Source organism: Permianibacter fluminis, from assembly GCF_013179735.1.
In the GTDB taxonomy this organism is placed as follows: domain Bacteria; phylum Pseudomonadota; class Gammaproteobacteria; order Enterobacterales; family Permianibacteraceae; genus Permianibacter; species Permianibacter fluminis.
Genome location: NZ_JABMEG010000002.1, coordinates 555,231 through 572,495 on the forward strand (window position 1 = coordinate 555,231; position 17,265 = coordinate 572,495).

Here is a 17,265-nt window from a genome sequence, read left to right on the forward strand (position 1 = left end):
GCGGTCAGCTTCGCATTCAGTCTTCAGATTACCTCTTCCGTTTTTGTGGAGCAGTACATGTCAGTGGCAACACGTGCCGGCCTTGCGGCACTGGTTTTTTGCAGCATCCATCCAGCGTTCGCCGTCGTCAATATTGAAAACCTGAGCGCGCAGCCAACCCGGCTCGGCTGGAGTGGCAATACCGAAGCGGCGGTTGAACTGAAATCCGGCAACAGCGAACGGGAAGCGGTCAAAATCGGCGCCCGGGCCGACTGGTTCGACGGCGAAGACACGGCGTTTGTCGTGTTCGGTTACGACTACGGCCAGTCAAATGACATCAAAGACGCCGACAGCACGTTCATTCATGGTCGCTATATCGATGCCTACAGCGCCAACACTGCGTTCGAATATTTTGCCCAAGTCGAACAAAATGAATTTCGCCGGCTCAGCAGCCGCGCCATTGCCGGTGGCGGCATCCGCTTTGCGCTGTCGCAACCGGAACAGCGCATGCAGCAGACATTGGCAGCCGGTTTGTTTCACTCCGATGAACAGATCGAAGCGCTGGATCCGTATCCGGCCGAGAGCGAGTCCGGCATCTTCGGCAATTTTTACTGGGTGGTGAAATACGAAATCAATGATCGCAGCGCGCTGGTCAATACCTTGTATTGGCAGCCAGCACTGCATGGTCGTGACGGATTCCGGGCACTCGACCTGTTCAGTTTCCGGGTACAGATTGACGGTCGCCTGAGCCTGAAAGTGAACCTCACCATCGATCACGACAGCCTGCCGCCCGGCGGCATCGAGAAAACCGACAGCAGCCTGCTGACCGGACTCAGTTACGAGTTTTGATCTGCCGCGTCGAGCCTTCCGGTGTGCGCCAGAGCGGCCCGCACCGTGCTGACCAGCTGCTGCGCCATCTCGCCTTTATTCAACAGCCGGAACGCGTTCAGCAGATCGGCCAGCCGGCGGTGTTCGGCGCTGTCATACAAGGTCTGGATGATGACCGGCAGCTGCGGATGGTGCCGGCGCAGTGACTCCAGCAAGGCCATGCCGCTCATACCGGGTAGCGCCAGATCAGTAATCACCACATCGACCGGCTGGTTCTGGCAGAACGCCTCGGCGGCTTCGGCATAAACAAAGTCGCGAATATCGGCAGCCGGGAAAGCCGTTTGCAGAATCTCGATGGCGGTTTGCCGCAGCAGCGGATGATCCTCCACCAGCACCAGACACAGACGGCTCATGCGCAAAGCTCGGCCAGGCTGAGATGCGGCGCAAAACGCGGCACCGGCACGGCGGCTTTGCGGATGCTGTTCAACCGGGCCAACAAGGGCTGCTGCGGTGCACTGATAGCGGTTTGGTCGGCCACCATCAGGGCTTCGTGCCGGCTCAGCCGATGCAGGTCGGCCAGCGGCAGCTGTGAAGCGCGCAGCAGCAGAATCGGTAACTCCGGCTGCAGCTCGCGCAGGCCGGCCACCACCGCCAAGGCACTCATGTCGGGCAAGTCAGCATCAATGACGGCCACCGCCAGCGGGTAATGACCGCCCTGAAACAGTGCTGAGGCGCCGTCGTGAGCTGGCACCGGCAGTGCCGCCGGCCATTCCTGTTGCAGCAGGTGCCGCCAGTCATTGCGGCGACTGCAGTCGGCGGAAACCAGCAGCACCCGACTGGGCGTGCTGGGGAAGCGAGTGGCGGTCATCATGGCGGCGGTCCGTGCGGTTCAGGTACAGGCTCAGGGTAGGCCGCCGGACTGTTGAATGCTGTCGGGAATTCTCAGTGCCGCGGGTTGCTGGGGCAATGCGCGGTGGCGCACCTGCCGGCACCCGGATGGAACCTGAATGGCCCTTGGATAGCCTCTCGACGCTAGCTCAAAATGCCGAGCCGAACCGCCAGCCGGACTAGGCCGGGCACGTCACCGACATCGAGTTTCTGCATCAACCGGCTGCGATAGGTATCGACCGTTTTCGGTGACAGGTGCAGCAGCGTGCCGATCTCGCTGCTGGATTTGCCTTCCACCACCAGTTGCAGCACCTGCCGCTCGCGGCTCGACAGCAGCGCCAGCGGCGACTGCTCGATCCCGCGCTCCAGTTGCAGTTGCACCGCCTCGGCCAGCGACGGTGAGACAAAGGTCTGGCCGCGCGCCGCCTGCCGGATGGCGTGCACGATGTCGCTGGCGCTGCCGCCTTTCAAAACGTAAGCGCTGGCGCCGAGTGCCATCGCTTCGGCTGCCAGTTGCGGATTGTCGTGCATCGACAGCAGCACCACCTTGGTGGTGCGTTTCTGCTCCATCAGCGTCCGCAACACATCCATGCCGCTGATGCCCGGCATGCTGACATCAAGCAGCGCGATATCCGGCTTGAACGCAATGATCGCATTCAAGGCATCGGTACCGGTGCCGGCCTCGCTGATGATCTTGAAATCGCTCTGGCTGGCCAGCAGCAGCCGCAGGCCTTCGCGCATCACGGCATGATCGTCCGCCAACAGTAAGCTAATCATGGTGTCGTCCCTGTCCTGCCGCTATTTCTGTATCGGTTGCAGTCGTACCCGGTTGAGTCACACCGATCCTCGCCGTGTTTGTCCCGTCGTCCTGCATGCGCTGTCCTGCATATTGTGTCGTGCGCGTCGTGTTGCACCGGCGCCCTGTCATCCAGTCTGCAATCGCTACTTGTACGGCACTATTGCACTGCTGCGATCACATGACCGTGCGCGGCAAAATCAGCGTGATTGCGGTGCCACGGCCCGGCCGGCTGCTGATATCGATGTCGGCGCCGAGGCTGCCGGCGCGTTCGCGCATGCCTATCATGCCGAGGTGGCCTTCCTGGCTGCGCGTGTCATCGACGTCAAAGCCGATACCATCGTCCTGCACCGCAATGCGCAGCTGTTGTTGACTGCAATCGGCTTCGATGCGGATGTGCTTGGCTTTGGCGTGGCGCAGAGCATTGTGCAGCGCCTCGCGCACCAGCAAGAACAGGCTGTGTTCGGTGCCCGGATCAAACCGACAGCCATTGCTGTGTTCCTGCCAGACCATGCCGAGCGTGGTGTTGCCGGCACGCTCGCGCATCCGGTCCAGCTCGTAATTGAGCGCTGCCTGCAGGCCCATTTCAATCAGCAGCGGTGGCCGCAACTCTCCGAGCAGGGTGCGGGTTTCCGCCAGTGTCCGTTCCAGCATCTGGGCCAGGTTGCGCAGCCGCTCGGCTGACACCGGCTGGCCCGCATCTGCCCGCATCGCTTCGCCATCCAGACCAATTTTGGCGGCCGCCATCACTTGCGCAATATCGTCGTGCAGCAACTGGGAAATGCGCTTGCGTTCATCCACTTGTGCGGTCAGCAGCTCGCGGGTCAGCTTGAGCCGGTGGGCTTCGAGTGATTCGTGTTTCAGCTGTTGCCGCCAGACATAGAACGCCGCCGGGATCAGCAGCAACAGCAACACGACAAAACTGGTGATGCTGATCAGCAGCAACCATTTGTAGCGGGTCTGCTGCAGCACTTCACTGTCAATCTGATCATGAAGGCGGTTGAGCTGTGGCGACGTCAGATCGCGAATGCTGTCCATCAGGTGTTTGCCGCGACGGGTCATCACCAAGGCTTGGGCGGCTGCAAAGCCTTCGGTGCGCCGCAGCCGAATGGTGGCTTTGGTTTGCTCGAGTTTGGCTTCGGCCAGCAATTGCAGGCGATCAATTTCAGCGGTCTGGCCGGGTAGGGCGCGCGCCAGCTCCGGCAGCACTTTCAGCAGCGCCTCGCTGCCGCTATTGAACGGGTCGAGATAATCCTCGTAACCGGTGATGACAAAACCGCGCTGACCAGTTTCGATATCCTGCAAGGCCGACAGCAAGCGGTTGAATATGCGAATGGCTTCGGTGTGCTGATTGAGTTGCTCGGTCGTGTTGGCGCTGCGGATGCCGACATAGACCGCCAGCATGGCGACCAGCACCAACAGTACCAGACCTGCCTGCAGCAGGCGTCGCAGTGGCTTCAGTCGATGCAAGTCGGCAACCATGACGGGCTTCCTTTTCCGTATCGGCATCCATCAGGGCGGTCGGCGCGAAGGCGGGCAACTGCCGCGCTCTGATACCGCACACAAGCACTTCACATAATGGCCGCAGACAGATCCCGCGTGAACAGGCGTTGCCCATAAGATAGCAGCGAATCGGCGCTGTTGACGACCGTCGGTCTGTGCTGGCGCAGCGGTGCCGCGCCATCATGAACAGCGCCAACGCGGTCACCAGCTGACCCGCCCATTCAGTGCTGCAGAAAGGCCCGCATCAAATCGATGTAGTGGCCGTGATCACGGGCACCGCAACTTTCGCGGGCGCTGTGCATGGCCCACATCGGCACGCCGACATCCAGCGTGCGGATGCCGAGCCGGGCAGCACTGATCGGGCCGATGGTGGTGCCGCACGAGAGATCGGCGCGGTGCACGTATTTTTGCACCGGCACCTGGGCCCGTTCAGCCAGCTGCATGAACAGCGCTTCACCCAGGGCATTGGTGGCGTAGCGCTGACTGCTGTTCATTTTCAGCGCGACCCCGGCATTCACTTTCAGATGGTGCAGACCGTCATAGCAATCCTGATGGCTGGGGTGCCAGGCATGCGCCATGTCAGCCGACATCAGCCAGCTGTTGGCGAGCATTTTGGCGCTGGCATCGGCAGCGCTGGAGGCGCTCTGCGCGATGCGCAGCAACACCTGCTGCAAAAAATCGCCATCGGCGCCGTGGTAGCTGCTGCTGCCGACTTCTTCGTGATCAAACAGCGCAATGACTTGTGTGCTGGCGCCAGCAGACGCCGCCGCTCCTGCGCCTCCTGCGCTCGAACTTTCCTTCGCTACACGCAGCAGCGCATCGAGTGCGGCATGACAGGAGCCGAGATTGTCGAGCTGGCGGCTGGCCAGAAACTCTTCTTCGCGGCCAAAAAAGCTGCCGGGCTGGGCGTCATAGGCCAGCAATTCAAAGCCGAGCAGATCGGCGCGCTGGCAGCCGGCCGCGCTTGCCAGCCAGTCACTGAATTGCTCGCGTGCCGGCAGCGCCTCGTTGAAGCTCGCCAGCAGCAGATTCAAGTCGCGGTGTTTGTGCAGCTTCAAACCGTCTTCGTTGACATTCTTGTTCAGGTGTATCGGCAGATTCGGCAACCGCACCAAGGCGCGCTCGCTGTTGACCAGCGCTGAGCGAACGCCATCACGGCCGCTGCCGTCGCGCACCAGCACCCGACCGGCGAGCGCCAGATCGCGATCAGAAAAAGTTGCCAGAATCGGGCTGCCATACACTTCGCAATTCAGCCGCAAATAGCCGCCGTTATCCTGCGCGCCTTGTGCCTTCACCCGCAGCCCCGGCGAGTCGGTATGGGCGCCAATGATGCGGACGCCAGCCTGAATGCTGTCGCTGCCAAGCACAAAGGCAATCAGCGAGGAGTCGTCACGGATGAGCAGGTACTTGCCGCCGACCGCCAGGCTCCAGCTGTCACGCTCCTGCAGCTCGACAAAACCGGCGGCGAGTAAACGGGCCCGTGCTTCGGCCACGGCATGCCAGGGCGTTGGGCTGTGCTGAATGAAGCCGCGCAAGTCGTCGGCGGCAGCGCGGGCGGGGGTGTGGCTGACAGCGGGATTGGTTGCGGACATGGCAAGGGAGCAGGGACAATGGCGGGAACAATGAGCGGAATGCTAGCGCTCTGCTGTCACCGCCAGCAAGTGAAGTGATTGGCTCTTTGTGCAATGCCGAGCAGGTGTCACGTATTTCTCGGCCAGGGAGGCAACTATCCCCTCCCGGCCTCATCCTTCACCGGGGGAGGAGTAAAGCGAGCCTGCTCGGGCTTCACATCTTGAGCTTTCTTCATTGCCTGTACCTTGATTCTGGTGCTTTGAATCGTGATGCGGTGTTCCTCCCCCTGTGAAAGGGGAGGCTAGGTGGGGGTAGTTGCCGCCTAACAATCGATTGATTTGGCGGCTGAAAAAAAAGCACGCTTTCGTGATATTGAAGAGACTCCGTTGACAGAACTAAACCAATGGCGCGCCGCGCTGCCCACCCTGATGCGCCGCGATCACGATCGGCTGGCGCGCCAGCTCGACAAGCTCGCGCTGCGCATCGAGCGCAAGCAGCCGCACGATCGCGATCTCGCTGCGTTCACGCAGGCGCTCAGCAGTGCGCAGGAGCGCGTCCAGCAGCGCGCCGCGCGTGTGCCCGAGCTGCGCTATGACGAGATCCTGCCCATCGTGCAGGCCCGCGCCGAACTGCGCGAGGCCATCGCCGCGCATCAGGTCGTGGTCATCGCCGGCGAGACCGGTTCCGGCAAAACCACCCAGATCCCGAAAATCTGTCTGGAACTGGGCCGTGGCACTCGCGGCCTTATCGGCCACACCCAGCCGCGCCGGCTGGCGGCAACCTCGGTGGCCCGCCGCATCGCGCAGGAGCTGCAAGTGCCGCTCGGCCAGCAGGTCGGTTACGCCATCCGCTTTGATCAGCAATGCAGTGACGACTCGCTTATCGCCGTGATGACCGATGGCGTGCTGTTGCAAGAGCTGAAAAATGATCCGCTGCTGACCCGCTACGACACCCTGATCATCGACGAGGCGCACGAGCGCAGCCTGAACATCGATTTGCTGCTCGGCTATCTGAAAACCATCCTGCCGCAGCGGCCGGATCTGAAACTCATCATCACCTCGGCGACCATCGATCCGGAATCGTTTGCCCGCTTCTTCGCCATCGACGGTCACGACGCGCCGGTGCATATCGTCAGTGGCCGCACCTATCCGGTCGAAACCCGCTACCGGCCGCTGGTCGGTGAAGTCGAAGACGAACGCACGTTGCCCGAAGGCGTGTTGCACGCACTCGATGAGCTCTGGCAGGAAGGGCCGGGCGATGTGTTGGTCTTTTTGAGCGGCGAAGGCGAGATCCGCGAAGTCACACAGTTTCTGCGCAAACAGCAATTCGCTGGGCCAATGAAGAACGTCGAGTTGCTGCCGCTGTATGCCAGACTCTCAATGGCCGATCAAAACCGCGTGTTCGCCAGCGGCAACAAACCGCGGGTCATTCTCGCCACCAACGTCGCCGAAACCTCGCTGACCGTGCCCGGCATTCGTTACGTGATCGATTCCGGTCTCGCCCGCATCAGCCGCTACAGCCAGTCGAGCCGTGTGCAACGGCTGCCGATTGAAGCCATCTCGCAGGCCAGCGCCAACCAGCGCAGCGGTCGTTGCGGCCGGGTGATGAGTGGCGTTTGCATACGGTTGTACGCCGAAGACGATTTTGTCGGTCGCGATGAGTTCACCTCGCCGGAAATCCTGCGCACCAATTTGTCAGCGCTGATTCTGCACATGCTGAGCCTCGGCCTGCGCGACATCGAGAACTTTCCGTTTGTCGAAGCACCGGACCGCAAGCGCATCAACGACGGTCTGCGCCTGTTGATTGAGCTCGGCGCCGTCACCACCGAGCGCGAACTGACAGTAGCTGGTCGGCAAATGGCGGCACTGCCGCTGCCGCCACAACTGTCACGCATCCTGATCGCCGCGGCAAAAGAGCGCTGTCTCAAGGAAGCGCTGATCATCACCAGCTTCCTGTGCATCCGCGATCCGCGCGAGCGGCCGCAGGAGAAACAAGATCAAGCTGTCGGCCTGCACCGACGCTTCAATGATCCGGAGAGCGATTTCCTCGCCATCCTGAATCTCTGGCACTACGTCCACAAACGCAAGGAAGAACTGTCCAGCTCGGCTTGGCGCAAGGCCTTGAAAGCGGAATTCCTCAACGTACTCGCCATCATCGAATGGGGCCGCATGGTCGCCCATTTGAAACTGCTGGCGCAGGAGTTGTTTGGTGTCGCGGCGCTGCATGCGGAGGCACCGCGAAAGGTCGCAGAAGAAACCGGCGATGCGAAGCGAGCCGATTCAGCTCCCCTCCTTGTCAAGGAGGGGACGGGGGTGGTTAAGCGCCCTCAAGAAAAGGCCAATACCAAGCAAACCCATACCACCCCCAACCCCTCCGTTGAAAGGAGCGGAGCAAATACATCCAGCGCGAAAGCCGTATCGTCGTCTACCGCTACTACCGCCATCCAACTCGACGAAACCGGCAAACCGATCTGGCCGCCGGTCGCCTACGATCCGCTCCACCGCGCGCTCCTGCACGGCTTGCTCCACCAAATCGGTAACCTGACCCGCGATGGCGATTACCAGGGCCCGCGCAATATCCGTTTTGTTCCGCATGGTGGTTCCGGCTTGGGCCGCAAAGGCAAACCTTGGGTAATGGCCGCCGATTTTCTCGACAGCACGCGCTTGTATGGTTTGTATCTGGCGCGCATCGAGCCGGTCTGGCTGGAACAGATCGCCGCGCACCTGACCAAGGTGACGCACAGCGAGCCACATTGGCGTGAGCAGCGCGGCGATGCCGCCATCCATGAATCGGTCAGCTTGTTTGGTTTGGTGCTGGTGCCGCGTCGCGCGGTTGCCCTAGCGAAAATTGATCCGGCCAAAGCGCGCGAGCTGTTTATCCGGCATGTGCTTATCCGCAATGAAAGCGAGCTCAAAGCTGGCTTCCAGCAGCACAACCAGCGACTGTTCAAACAACAGCAGGAGCAGGAAGAAAAAGCTCGTCGCCGTGATCTGCTACTGGCCGAAGACGATCTGCTGCCGCTGTTTGAGGCCCGCTTGCCAAGCAAAGTGCTCGACAAGCACAGCCTGATTCAAGCGCTGAAGCAAGACGGCAAACTCGATACCGCGCTGCGGCTCACCGCCGAAGACGTCGCCAAGGCCGGTGCCATTGGCGCAAACGACTATCCGCCCGAGCTCATCGTTGATGAGTTGCTGTTGCCACTCAAATACAGCTTTGCGCCCGGCGAAGAATACGACGGCGTCACCGCCCGTGTGCCGGTCACCCAACTGGCGGCATTGAGCCCCTTGGCGTTCGAGCGGCTGGTGCCCGGCCTGCTCGAAGCAAAAGTCGAAGCGCTGCTGCGCGGCCTGCCCAAAGACATCCGCAAGCAATTGCAGCCGCTGGCCGAGTCCGCGCACGAGCTCACCGTCGCCGTGCGTGATGACAGCAAACTGAAAGCAATACCCTTGTTCGATGCCTTGTCCGATGCGCTCTACGCCGCCAAACGCATGCGGGTGCCGGCAGCGGAGTGGGGCGCGGTCGAGCTTGAAGCGTTTCTGCGCATGCGGTTTGAGGTGCTCGACAGCAAAGGCAAAGTGCTCGGCAGCGGCCGCGATTTGCTGGCCCTGCAAAAAGAATTTGTTCAAGCCGCCAGCCAGGGCCTGCGCAGCTCAGCCAAGGCACATGAGCAGGAAGGCCTGCGCGAGTTTCCGGCGAGCGCCATTGCCGAACAGCTCAGCTTGAGCAATGGCGTGCTCTATCTGGCGCTGACCGATGCCGGCGACACCGTCGCCGTGCGCGCCTACGCCCGCGCCGACGAAGCTCGCTGGCAACACCGGGCCGGCATCCGTCGTTTGCTGGCGCTGCAACTGGATGTGGATTTCAAAAACTACATCCGCCAAAACAAACCGGTACAGGCAATGCAACTGGCCGCTGCTGCGTTTTCACAATCGCCATCGTCCGCCGATGCGAAGGGAAGTGCTCCGTCGACCCCCCTCCTTGGCAAGGGCGAAGCGGGAAGAACGGACAGTGCCAGTGCACTGTCCGCCCGCGTAGCGCCGGATGCTCTGTCATCCGGCTGGGCGGGGCGAGGGGGGGTTGGCGCAGGCCAGATAACTGTTAGACCACAGCAATCCAGCAAGAATCCATCGTCTTCGGTAGGCGCCTCCGGAACCGCCTTCCTAAGCGACTGGCTCACCGCCGCCATCGACGCTAACTTGCCCGCCAACGCCGACACCATCCGCGATGCCAGCAGCTTTCGCGCGCTGCTGCTCGCCGCACCGGCACGCGTGCGCAGCACACTTGCCGAGTCGCTGCCGTTGCTGGCCGAGACCATGCAAACCGCCGCTGCCGCGCGAGCAAAAGCCAACAAAGAACTCAAAGGCAAATTCCCGGACAGTGTCAAGGATCTCGATGCCGCACTGGCAGAATTGTTCGCGCCGGGCTTTCTGCTGCGCGAAGGGCTGGATCGGCTCCGCCATCTGCGCCGCTATGCCGAGGCCGCCAAACAGCGCCTGGAACGCATGCAGATCAATTATCCGCAAGAAGCCAAGCAACTCGCATTGGTGCAGGTCTGGCAAAGCAAGATCCGCGATGCCCTGAAACCGGCAACGCCATGGACCGAGCTTGCTGCGGCGCAGCTTGAGCTGGCCCGGCTTTGGCAGGAGTATCGGGTGGCTTGTTTTGCTCAGACGCTGGGGACGGATGGGCCGGTGTCGGAGAAGCGCTTGGAAAAGCAATTGGAATTGATCAAGCAGTTGCAGGCTCGATAGATTTTGTAGATCGCCAATACGGCGAAACCGCACGGTTTCGTAAGTAAACTTCGTAACAATTGCCTAACCCATTCAGTCGAGCAAAAAATGCAAGAGTCCATACCATCCGCATCTATTGATAAGTCCATCCCATTTGCCTGGTGGAAGCCGGTCGCAATTGGTGCTGTTTATGGCCTACTGATGCGGCTGCTTTTTATGATCAAGCTACCTTTCATTAATGCATCGTTCGATGTTATGGGGCCGGCGTTTTTGTTTGGCGTGCCGCTGATCGTTGGCGCTTTGACCGTGTTTTGGGCAAAGCCGGACCAGCAACGGTCGTGGCTTTATTGCTTCCTGGTGCCGTGGGCCTCGGTTTCTCTGTTTGTTTGTGGAACAGCGGTGGCCTTAATAGAAGGATCGATCTGTATCGCAATGGCCCTGCCACTTTTTGTCGTACTGGGCTCAGTTGGCGGTCTGCTGATGATGGCTGTGCTGCGGTTTTGGCAACCAGGTTCAGGCGCGATTTCATGCTTGGGTGTGTTGCCCATTCTTTGCGCAATCGGTGAGCAGTTTGTTGGACCGCCGGATGTCGTCGATACCACATCGGCCAGCGTATATATCGAAGCTCCTGCAGCCGTTGTATGGCAGCAATTGAATAATGCGGAAGCCATTCAGCCCAGTGAGGTTGAGTCTGGACTGGCATTCCGCATTGGGGTCCCACTGCCAGTCGAGGGTATTACCGTAACCGAAGCCGACGGCCTGGTCCGAAAGTCGAAGTGGCAGAAGGGCGTTGCTTTTGATGAGCCTATTCTGATCTCAGATGAGCATAAGACTCTAAAGTGGGCGTATCGTTTTGCCAAAGACTCGTTCCCATCGAATGCGCTGGATGAGCACGTGGAAATTGGCGGGCGTTATTTCGATCTGCGGAACACTACGTTTGCGCTGTATCCCGAATCGTCTGGCGTTAGACTTGTAATCCTCACCGAATACCGGATTAGCACCCACTTTAATTGGTATTCCAACTTCTGGGCACAACTGCTGCTGGAGGACTTCTCCGAGGTCATTCTGCAGTATTACAAGCGCCGTAGTGAGCGAACGAGTAACGACAACCCTGTGGTTGCGGGTATGTGAGAGCTCGTAGGTTAGGCTGAGGCACGAAGCCCAACAATTTCTTCGGCTCCCACCATTGCCGGTTCACGCACCGGCGGGCGCCTCACTTTTCTTGCTCGTGCAAGAAAAGTAAGCAAAAGAACACGCCCCAGCGCGCCAGTCCTGGTTTGGTTGCTTCGAAAACATCGCCCGTCGCTTCGGCATTATCGGCTACGGGCACGTGCTGATGCGGCATCCCTGCCTTATCAGCACTGCGCTGGCTGTCCTGCCAGCGCTCCCGGCCGTTAACGCCGAATCGCCGGCTGGCGCGAATGGGGTCCCCGGGTTCTAGCTAGGTTGGGCTGCTTCGGCTTTTCGTGCGATGTTTTTCTTTGTCATCCCCGCGAAGGCGGGGATCCAGTGGCTTTTCCCGATTCGAAGTCTCTGAAATCCCGCTTACGCAACTGCTCCTGCATTGCGTTACCTCCTGCATCCCGGCAGTCGTGCGCGTGAACGACGAGTTCAGCCAAACCTGCAACGGCTAGTCAGATTACTCTACACTCGCTACGCTGTTTCTGAATTGCTTTCCCGTAAAGGACTTGCCTTGACCACCGCTATCAATGCTCCCTCGCTAGCCAGATTCTGGCGACTTGCCCTGCTTGTGGTGCTGGTGGTGGGCTCGTTGCTGTTCATGCTGTCGCGAGCGCCGTTCGCTCAGGATTTGGCCTATCACCAGTTCGCGGATCAGCGCGGCTTTTGGTCGCTTGCCAATGCGCTCAATGTGCTGAGCAATCTGCCGTTTTTGCTGGTCGGGATTGCTGGCCTTAGATTGTGTTGGCGTAACACCGCGCTGCCGCTGCGTTCGGCGTGGCTGACGTTTTTTGCGGGAGTTGCCGCTGTCAGTGTGGGGTCGGGCTATTACCACTTTGCGCCGGATAATCTGACGTTGGTCTGGGATCGCTTGCCGATGACCATCGGTTTCATGGGGCTGTTTATTGCTCTGCTGGCGGAGTATGTCAGCGTCCGTTTCGCGCGGGTGTTGTTGCTGCCGGCATTGCTGGTTGGTGTTGCCAGCGTCTGGTACTGGCACCGGTTTGATGATCTGCGGTTTTACTACTGGGTGCAGCTGATGCCGATGCTGATGGTGCCGGCGCTGATGATGCTGTTCCGGCCGCGCTACAGCCATGGCGGCATGTTGCTGCTCATGTTGGGCTGCTATCTGCTGGCCAAGTATGTTGAATATCACGACGCTGCGGTGTTCAGCCTGACTGGGCAGCTGGTCAGCGGCCACAGCATCAAGCATCTGTTGGCGGCGCTGGCGTGCTATAGCGCACTGCGGATGTTGCAACGGCGCCGGCCATTTTCCTGCTGAGACTGTGAAACGCATCCGTTTGTAGCAAAGACGCTGTGTCTGGACCCGCTACACTGCTAACGGCGGCGCGCCCCTTGCTGTCGTGGCGTAGGTTTGCGAGCTGGCATTGCGATCTTGCGCTACGACGTTGCCGTACGGCCTTGTCACACGATGCTGCATCACTGGGGAGAACGTCCCATGTCTCAAAAATTTCTCATGTCTCAAGAACCGCTCATGCTTCAAGAACGTCCCAAGCCGCATCACGGGCGCGCTTGCTTGCATACCATCGTCGCGGTCCTTGCGACCGTGCTGATGATGCCCAGCGTGAATGCTGATGCGGTTACCGAGTGGAATCGCAAGGCCGGTCAGCTGGTGCTGGAGGCCAGGTTGACGCCGCCGGCAGCCAACCGGATGTTTGCCATGGCGCACACGGCTATTTATGTCGCGAGCAATGCGATCAGTCGCCGGTATCCGACAGCGGGCGTGGTCATTCCAGCAACCAACTCGGCATCGCAAGATGCGGCGATTGCCGCGGCCGGTCATGCCGTGATGCTCCGATTGATGCCGGCGCAACAAGCAGCTATCGATGCGACTTATCAGACAACACTGGCCAGCATCAGCGCGGAAGCGGGGCGAGATGATGGCGTCGCCATCGGTGACGAAGCGGCGGATGCCGTGCTCGCGCAGCGGCTGGATGACGGCGCCAACCTCGGCGAGCTGTATCGACCCTATACCGTGGCCGGCACCTATGTGCCGACCAGCTTGCCGGCGGCGCTGCAATGGCCGCTGCGCAAACCGTGGCTGATGGCGCATGCGGCGCTGTTTCGGCCGGGACCACCCCCGTCGCTGACCAGCGAAACCTGGGCCGCCGATTTCAATGAAGTCAAACTCTACGGCAGTAAAAACAGCACGCGCCGCAGCGCCGAGCAAACCGATATCGCCCGCTTTTGGGAAGCGACCTTGCCATCGGTTTATCATGGCTTGGTGCAGTCCGTGGCCAATCAACCGGGCCGCGATGTGACCCAAAACGCCCGCTTGTTTGCCGCGGTAAGCCAGGCCATGGACGACGCCTTGATCGCGGCATTCGATGCCAAATATTTCTACAATTTCTGGCGACCCATCACCGCGATTCGCAACGCCGATCTCGACGGCAACAACAGCACCGACCGAGATGCGTCCTGGATTCCTTTCATCGAAACGCCGATGCATCCGGAGTATCCCTGCGCGCACTGTGTGGTCGCCGCCGCCGTTGCCACCGTGCTGAAAGCAGAAATCGGCTCCGGCCCGATGCCGGTCCTGACCACCAGTAGCTACACCGCCAATGGCGCCAGCCGAAGCTGGCCCGAACCGGACGCCTTCATGCTGGAAGTGCAGAACGCCCGCGTTTACGACGGCGTGCATTTCCGCAGCTCAACCAAGGCGGGTACCGCGATGGGCAAGCAGATTGGTGAGCTTGCGGTGGCGAAGTGGTTGCGCGCGGCACGGTGAGCGGGCAGCGGGTGGCTACTTTGTTTGAAGGGAAACAGGCGACAATTTCCGGCTGCAGCTTGCACGGAGAGCTAGCCGTTATATGCTTGTTTGTGGCTGTTGCAGTCGAGTAAGGTAGCGCACCTTGGCGCTGTACCGGTTGTGCGGCATTCGGCGACAATAACGGTGTGATTGAACGGCGGCCTTTGGCTGCTTTTCGCGCGAGCTGGGGTTGGCCTGAAGGGTTTGTTCTGCAGGGTTTGCGGATGCAGGCAGCGTCAAGGTCGGTGAATTTTCAAGGCTTAGGCTCCATTTGGCCGCGTCTGAACTGCCATTGTTGGCAACGGCGCAGATCAGAACTGAGCGCTTACGACCATGCGCTGTGAATTGGGCTCACGAAACACTGCGATGGTGAATCGTCAAAGCCGGTGGCCGTCAAACGGCACGATTACTATTTGGAAGTGACAATGACAAGTGATGTAAAGCTGACCGGAAAAAATGCCAAGATTGCGCAGGCAATGTTAGCCAAGGTGTCGCAGTTGCTGCGTGATATGCAGATTACCAGTTGGCTTGATAGTGGCACTCTGCTTGGCATCGTTCGCGAGAACCGTTTGCTGCCATGGGACAATGATGTCGATATCTCGGTGACCAGTGCCGATGCGGCGCGGCTGATTCAGCAGCTGGATTCACTGGAAAAGGCGGGCTTTGTTGTTGAGGTCTGCTATACCAAGGAGTCGCCGGAGCCGCTGCTTGAAGGTCTTCCGCGCATTATCAAGGTATACAACAAGCGGTTTTTCTTTTTCCGGGGTCCCATTTTGTTGGACATATTTGTTCAGCACCGTGTCGGCGACCGTTATTGCTGGGTGTGTCGGCCGAAACGGAAAACAACTATCTATTCCGTGCCAGTCGCATTCTTTGATGAGTTGGCAGAGCTGGCGTTCGACGGCCAGATCTATCGCTGCCCCAAGGACACCGATGGATATTTGACTTATCGCTACGGCAATTGGCGGGTGCCGCGGCAGGACTGGGATATCACCAAGGATGATAATGCCCTGCGCAAGAATCCTTAGAAACGCTTTGCCTGACACTGCCAGCGTGGCGCTGACCTGCTGAATACCTGCAGGGCCGGCTCTCATGTCGGCAATTCGTGTCGCAATTTTCGCTCAGGTTGTATTGGGCTACGGTATTGCATCCAATGACAGAAATTGCATTCGCAACCCGATGGGACGCTGTTCGCGTGCGCAGGCCATTGCTGTGCTATCGGACCGATCAGGCGGGCCCGCCTGTATACTGCCAACCATGAAAATCCCCAAACGCCTGCAGCCGTTGTTCGAAGACGGCATGATCGATGACGTCATCAGCCAGCTGATGAGTGGTAAGGAAGCGCAGGTCTATCTGGTGCGCTGCGGCGAATCGGTTCGCTGTGCCAAAGTCTACAAAGAAGCCAACAAACGCAGTTTCAAGCAGGCGGCGCTGTATCAGGAAGGCCGCACGGTGCGGAACAGCAGGCGCGCCCGCGCCATGGCCAAAGGCACCCGGTTTGGCCAGAAAGAGCGGGAAGAGGAATGGCTCAGTGCGGAAGTCGATGCGCTGTATCGGCTAGCGGATGCCGGGGTGCGGGTACCGACGCCGTATGCGTTCGATCACGGCGTGCTGATCATGGAAATGGTCGCCGATGCCGACGGCCATGCCGCGCCACGGTTGAATGATGTCGTGCTGAGCGAGGTCGACGCGCGCGATTTTCATGGCCGTATAATCGCCGACGTCGTGCGCATGTTATGCGCCGGCCTGGTGCACGGCGATCTGTCCGAGTTCAATATTCTGGTTGGTGCCAGCGGTCCGGTAATCATCGATTTGCCGCAGGCGGTCAATGCGGCTGGCAACAATAAAGCCAAGATGATGCTGGAACGTGACGTCGCCAATATGCGCGACTATTTCGGCCGCAGCGCGCCTGAATTGTTGACGACAGATTACGCCAACGAAATGTGGACGCTGTTCGAGAAGGGCAAGCTGAAACCCGATTCCGTGTTGACCGGACAGTTTGAACAACGCACTGATTTGGCCGATCTAGACAGTATTTTGGCGGTTATCGACGCCGCCCGCGAGGAGGAGCTGGACCGGCGCGCGCGCGAACAGGCCGCAGCCAGCGATTCGGAATAAGCTCTTTCTATATGCTGTCGATTTTTCCAGCGGTCTGCTCCATCTGCGACTTATTTGACCTGTTGATAGATCCGCTGCCAGCTGCCATCTTTCTTCATTACCTGCAAGGCCGCGTCGATAGCCGGCAGCTTGTCCACATACGGTGACGTCTTACCTATCATCAGGTAAATCTCAGCGGTGCCAAATTCCTGCGGCAGGCTGATTAGACGATTGTCCAGTTTCATCCGGCGGATCTGTAATTCGGTGTCGAGGTCGGTTTGAACATAAAAATCGCCGCGGCCAGCCGCGAGCATTCTCAGCACGGTGCCAGGGCTTTCAGACCACTCGATCCTGATGCCAGCCGGCACCAGATGTTTTTTTGCCCAACCATCACCACGATAGGTCAGCGCGACAAAGGGCTGCAAATCTGCCAGCGTTTTGACTTCACGCAACGTCTGCAGTTGTGGGTGCAGACGGCTGGTGAATAGCCGCATCCGATAGGTCAGAACCGGTTCGTTGCTTGAAACCGAATAGCTGGCACGCTCATCGGTGCGAGTACTAAGAAAGGCATCGCGTTCGCCATCTTTCACCATCAGTTGGGCGCGTGGCCAAGGCAATGTCTCGCAACTAAATTCAATACCTAGACGTTTGCTCAGTACCTCCTCCAGCACCTGTGCGGACATGCCCCGGCATTGATCCTGCGAGGCCTCTTCACCGAAGACGAGCCGGAGCGGTGACAATGCTGGAGACGACGCAGTATCTGCGGCCAACGCGGCGTTGAGTGTCAGACAAGCCGTCACCAGCCCGCCGACTACCAAGCTACGGCGAAGGATGCGACAGTGAAAGCGGGTAGAACCAACCATCTGAGTCTCTCAAGCACTCTGCAGGCTAGACCTGTTCAGAACGCGCAAGCCCGAACGTTT

The 17,265-nt window shown here is 59.7% G+C and carries 13 protein-coding genes; 7 read left to right on the forward strand and 6 right to left on the reverse strand.

Annotated elements, in window-relative coordinates; translation table 11 throughout:
* The first annotated feature begins 57 nt into the window (after positions 1-57).
* Positions 58-828: a DUF481 domain-containing protein gene (locus HPT27_RS17695; RefSeq protein ID WP_172246221.1), complete on the forward strand. Its 771-nt coding sequence runs from the start codon at positions 58-60 to the stop codon at positions 826-828.
* On the opposite strand, the gene HPT27_RS17700 is transcribed toward HPT27_RS17695, so the two are convergent.
* The 5 genes from HPT27_RS17700 to HPT27_RS17720 form a co-directional block, all read right to left on the reverse strand.
* Entirely contained in the window at positions 816-1,220 is a 405-nt protein-coding gene (locus HPT27_RS17700) for a response regulator (protein WP_172246223.1), read from the reverse strand. The genes HPT27_RS17695 and HPT27_RS17700 overlap by 13 nt on opposite strands.
* Positions 1,217-1,678, reverse strand: coding sequence for a response regulator (locus HPT27_RS17705; RefSeq protein WP_172246225.1), 462 nt, complete (start codon positions 1,676-1,678; stop codon positions 1,217-1,219). Before HPT27_RS17705 ends, HPT27_RS17700 begins: the two co-directional genes overlap by 4 nt.
* Before the next feature lie 161 nt (positions 1,679-1,839).
* On the reverse strand, positions 1,840-2,472 hold the full coding sequence (locus HPT27_RS17710; protein ID WP_172246227.1) for a response regulator: 633 nt from the start codon (positions 2,470-2,472) through the stop codon (positions 1,840-1,842).
* Positions 2,473-2,668: 196 nt separating this feature from the next.
* Entirely contained in the window at positions 2,669-3,973 is a 1,305-nt protein-coding gene (locus HPT27_RS17715) for a CHASE3 domain-containing protein (protein WP_172246229.1), read from the reverse strand.
* A 242-nt stretch (positions 3,974-4,215) separates the two neighbouring features.
* Positions 4,216-5,586, reverse strand: coding sequence for a M18 family aminopeptidase (locus HPT27_RS17720; RefSeq protein WP_172246231.1), 1,371 nt, complete (start codon positions 5,584-5,586; stop codon positions 4,216-4,218).
* A gap of 366 nt (positions 5,587-5,952) precedes the next feature.
* Here HPT27_RS17720 and hrpA point away from each other — a divergent pair, with 366 nt between their 5' ends.
* From hrpA to HPT27_RS17750, 6 genes are all read left to right on the forward strand, one after another.
* Positions 5,953-10,317: an ATP-dependent RNA helicase HrpA gene (gene hrpA, locus HPT27_RS17725; RefSeq protein WP_172246233.1), complete on the forward strand. Its 4,365-nt coding sequence runs from the start codon at positions 5,953-5,955 to the stop codon at positions 10,315-10,317.
* A gap of 87 nt (positions 10,318-10,404) precedes the next feature.
* On the forward strand, positions 10,405-11,427 hold the full coding sequence (locus HPT27_RS17730; RefSeq protein ID WP_172246235.1) for a hypothetical protein: 1,023 nt from the start codon (positions 10,405-10,407) through the stop codon (positions 11,425-11,427).
* 562 nt (positions 11,428-11,989) lie between these two features.
* Positions 11,990-12,757 carry a ceramidase domain-containing protein gene (locus tag HPT27_RS17735; RefSeq protein WP_172246237.1) on the forward strand — a complete coding sequence of 256 codons (768 nt, stop codon included), beginning with the start codon at positions 11,990-11,992 and terminating at the stop codon, positions 12,755-12,757.
* Positions 12,758-12,970: 213 nt separating this feature from the next.
* On the forward strand, positions 12,971-14,224 hold the full coding sequence (locus tag HPT27_RS17740) for a vanadium-dependent haloperoxidase (protein WP_172246239.1): 1,254 nt from the start codon (positions 12,971-12,973) through the stop codon (positions 14,222-14,224).
* 440 nt (positions 14,225-14,664) lie between these two features.
* Entirely contained in the window at positions 14,665-15,273 is a 609-nt protein-coding gene (locus tag HPT27_RS17745) for a LicD family protein (RefSeq protein WP_328820728.1), read from the forward strand.
* A 229-nt stretch (positions 15,274-15,502) separates the two neighbouring features.
* Positions 15,503-16,363, forward strand: a complete 861-nt coding sequence (locus HPT27_RS17750; RefSeq protein WP_172246243.1) for a PA4780 family RIO1-like protein kinase — start codon at positions 15,503-15,505, stop codon at positions 16,361-16,363.
* Between the two features lie 50 nt (positions 16,364-16,413).
* Here the strand turns inward: HPT27_RS17750 and HPT27_RS17755 are convergent, their stop codons facing one another.
* Positions 16,414-17,205, reverse strand: coding sequence for a substrate-binding periplasmic protein (locus HPT27_RS17755; protein WP_172246245.1), 792 nt, complete (start codon positions 17,203-17,205; stop codon positions 16,414-16,416).
* Positions 17,206-17,265 lie beyond the last annotated feature (60 nt).

What these genes read in the sequence shown, in the direction of transcription:
- HPT27_RS17755 (WP_172246245.1), bottom strand. Translation starts at nt 17,205, where the DNA reads ATGGTTGGTTCTACCCGCTTTCACTGTCGCATCCTTCGCCGTAGCTTG.
- HPT27_RS17715 (WP_172246229.1), bottom strand. Translation starts at nt 3,973, where the DNA reads ATGGTTGCCGACTTGCATCGACTGAAGCCACTGCGACGCCTGCTGCAG.
- HPT27_RS17695 (WP_172246221.1), top strand. Translation starts at nt 58, where the DNA reads ATGTCAGTGGCAACACGTGCCGGCCTTGCGGCACTGGTTTTTTGCAGC.
- HPT27_RS17750 (WP_172246243.1), top strand. Translation starts at nt 15,503, where the DNA reads ATGAAAATCCCCAAACGCCTGCAGCCGTTGTTCGAAGACGGCATGATC.
- HPT27_RS17710 (WP_172246227.1), bottom strand. Translation starts at nt 2,472, where the DNA reads ATGATTAGCTTACTGTTGGCGGACGATCATGCCGTGATGCGCGAAGGC.
- HPT27_RS17730 (WP_172246235.1), top strand. Translation starts at nt 10,405, where the DNA reads ATGCAAGAGTCCATACCATCCGCATCTATTGATAAGTCCATCCCATTT.
- HPT27_RS17705 (WP_172246225.1), bottom strand. Translation starts at nt 1,678, where the DNA reads ATGATGACCGCCACTCGCTTCCCCAGCACGCCCAGTCGGGTGCTGCTG.
- HPT27_RS17740 (WP_172246239.1), top strand. Translation starts at nt 12,971, where the DNA reads ATGCTTCAAGAACGTCCCAAGCCGCATCACGGGCGCGCTTGCTTGCAT.
- HPT27_RS17700 (WP_172246223.1), bottom strand. Translation starts at nt 1,220, where the DNA reads ATGAGCCGTCTGTGTCTGGTGCTGGTGGAGGATCATCCGCTGCTGCGG.
- HPT27_RS17720 (WP_172246231.1), bottom strand. Translation starts at nt 5,586, where the DNA reads ATGTCCGCAACCAATCCCGCTGTCAGCCACACCCCCGCCCGCGCTGCC.